The following is a 2,825-nucleotide window of genomic DNA, read 5'->3' on the forward strand; positions in this document are numbered from 1 at the left end:
CTCCCGCAGGCCCCTGTCCTCAGGGGTGAGCTGCTGCGAGCCGCCGCGCACCGGGACGCCGTTCACCGTCTGGCCGGGGGCGTGGACCGGCACGTACGACGTCGGCGCGGTGGCGGCGGTGAAGGCCGTCACCCCGATGAGTCCCGCCGTCACCGCGAGGGCCGCCCGCGTCCACAGCCGGGCACGCCGCTCGCTGCGCGTCCGTACCGTCCGGGCCTCCGCGAGCGTCGCCGTCGGCGCCTCCGAGACCAGTGCGGCGAGGCGTCGGTGCAGGGCGTCGGGGTGGGCCAGTCCGGGGACCCGCTCCGCGATGACGGTACGGGCGTGCAGCAGCCGGTGGGCGGCCGCGGGCGTGCTCGCCTCGGTCTCGGCCGCCGTGTCGGGCAGGTCGAGGCCGAGACCGTCGTAGAGCAGGACCGTACGGCGGTACGGCGGCGGCAGCTCCAGCAGAGCCGTGAGCAGCGCCCGGCGCCCGGCCTCGGTGGGAGGGGCGTCGGGATGCCTGTGGGTGCGGCGCAGCCGGTGCCAGGGGGAGAGCGCGTACTCGTACGCCGCGGCCCGGACCCAGCCCGCCGGGTCCCGGTCGACCGCGACCTCGGGCCAGTGCTGCCACGCGTGGTGGAAGGCGTGCTCGACGGCCTCCCGGGAGAGCCGGCGGCGGCCGGTGAGCAGGTACGTCTGGTGGACCAGCGCGGGGGCGGCGTAGGCGTAGAGCGCGTCGAAGGCCTCCTCGGGGGTGAGAGTCGTCCTCGGGCTCTGCGGGGGAAGGCCGCCCTCGGCCGGCGGCTCCGGCTTCAGACGTCCCTGGGGTGGCTGAGGCGGTTGTGAGGCCTTGGGGGCGGGCGCCGGCCCGGGGGAGGGGGCCGCGCCCTTGGGCGGTTTGGCGGCACGCTTGGCGGCCGCCCTCGGCCGGGTGGACGCGCCGCTCACGGCGGGTCTCGTGGGGCCCGGGCGCCCGGGTGTCACCAGGCTCGGCCCGGCCTCCGGAGCGGTGACCTCAGGCTCCGAGGGCGTCGGCGGCGGTGCCGGTGCGCGCGTGGACTCCGGTGTCGGCGTGGGCTCCGCGTCCTCGGGCGAGGGGGACGGCCGGGCGCCGGCCGGGGCCGGTTTCGCGGCGGAGGGCGTGAGCTCCTCCTCGTCCCCGCTGAGCAGCCTCGCGTACGTCTCACGCTTGCGCCCGCGTGGCTCGGTGCGGCCGGTCTCCCAGGACCGGACGGTGGCGCGCGTGACACCCAGGGCCTCCGCGACCTGCTCCTCGCTGAGGGCCTTGGCCTCGCGCAGTCTGCGCCGTTCCTTCGGGGTGGGAAGCGAGACGGCGGACGCGGAATCTGCGGTGCTCCGGCTCATCGGCGACGACCTCCCGCAGAGCTGCTCCGAGCGGAAAAGTACATAAACGTATATTGAGCGACACAACGGCGGTTTGCCTGTTACGCGAGAAAAGCGCGTGTCGTTGGGAGCATGGGCGCGTGACGCACGTGACCGAGAATCTCCCTTCGTCGACGGCCGGTCCGCTGGTCCACGGCGGCCGTTCCGCCGCGATGGCGACCGCCTTCGTGCGCGGCGGGGTCGCGGCGGGGCTCGGCCTCGGGGCGCTGGCGGTCCTGGTGACCGCGGCGTGGATCAGTTCGCCGTTCCCCGACAGCGGGCCCGGCGGGGTGCTCCACACGGCCGCGGGACTGTGGCTGCTGGCCCACGGCGTGGACCTGTTCCGCACGGAGACCCTCTCCGGGTACCCCGCGCCGGTCGGCGTCGCCCCGCTGCTGATCATGGCCCTGCCGGTCTGGCTGGTGCACCGGGCCGCCCGGGACACCCTGGAGCCGTACACCGAGGTGACGACGGCCGGGCCCCGGCCCTCCACCGGCGGTGCGGTGGCCGCGGTCGCCGGGGGATATCTGCTGGTCGCGGCTGGTGTCGTCCTCTACGCGGCGAGCGGCCCCCTCCCGGCCGACCTGGTGTCGGCCGGCCTCTGGCTGCCCGCCGTGGTCCTCTGCGCGGCGGGCCTGGGCGTCTGGACGGCGTACGGGCGGCCCCTGCCGGAGCAGGAACAGGCGGCCGTCGCCCTGCGCTCGGCGGCACGGGGAGTCGTGGCCCTGCTGGGCGGCGGGGCGGCGCTGTTCGGCACCTCGCTCGTCTGGCACGCGGCGGCGGCGCAGGAGTCCTTCGACGGGCTCGCGGGCGAGTGGTCCGGCAGGATCTCGGTCGTGCTCCTGACCGTCGCGCTGGTGCCGAACGCGGCGGTGTGGGCGGCCTCCTACGGTCTCGGGCCCGGGTTCTCGCTCGGCACCGAGGCCTCGGCGACCCCGCTGGGCCTCGTCGGCACCGCGGCCGTCCCGCACTTCCCGCTCCTCGCCGCGCTGCCGTCGCCGGGGCCGGGGTCCTGGCCGCACTGGTCGGCCGTCGCGGTTCCCCTGGTGGCGACGCTGGTCCTGGGCGGGTGTGTGGGACGGTCGGCCCGGCTCTGGACGGGCCGGGAGACGGCGCTGACCGCGCTGGTCGGGGCCTGGGCGTGCGGGGCGGCGGTGACCGTCCTGGCGGCGGCGGCGGGCGGCCCGCTCGGCTCGGGCCGGCTGTCCGCGTTCGGCCCGGTCTGGTGGCAGGCCGGTGCGGCGGCGGTGCTGTGGGGCGCGGTGGTGGGCGTGCCCGTGGCGCTGGGGGTACGGGCGTGGGCGCGGCGCGGCCTGAAGCCCGCCCCGGCCCCGGCGCAGGCACCGGGGCCGGGGACTGCGCCGCTCGCCCCCGAGCCGGTGGCGCCGATGGCGGCGGCCCCGGACCTGGCGACCGAGAACGCACCCGCGACCGAGAATGCACCCGCGACCGCACCCGCG

2 protein-coding genes are annotated in these 2,825 nt (G+C 77.4%); one reads left to right on the plus strand and one right to left on the minus strand.

Features of this window, described 5'->3' with window-relative positions; translation table 11 throughout:
• A partial coding sequence (locus IE136_RS18710; protein ID WP_189600894.1) for a helix-turn-helix domain-containing protein occupies positions 1–1,347 on the minus strand: 1,347 nt, incomplete at its 3' end.
• 119 nt (positions 1,348–1,466) lie between these two features.
• Between IE136_RS18710 and IE136_RS18715 the strand changes: the two genes are divergently transcribed.
• Positions 1,467–2,825 (plus strand): cell division protein PerM (locus tag IE136_RS18715; RefSeq protein ID WP_308432427.1); only part of this gene is annotated, 1,359 nt, incomplete at its 3' end.

The organism is Streptomyces lateritius (genome assembly GCF_014649715.1).
Classification (GTDB): domain Bacteria; phylum Actinomycetota; class Actinomycetes; order Streptomycetales; family Streptomycetaceae; genus Streptomyces; species Streptomyces lateritius.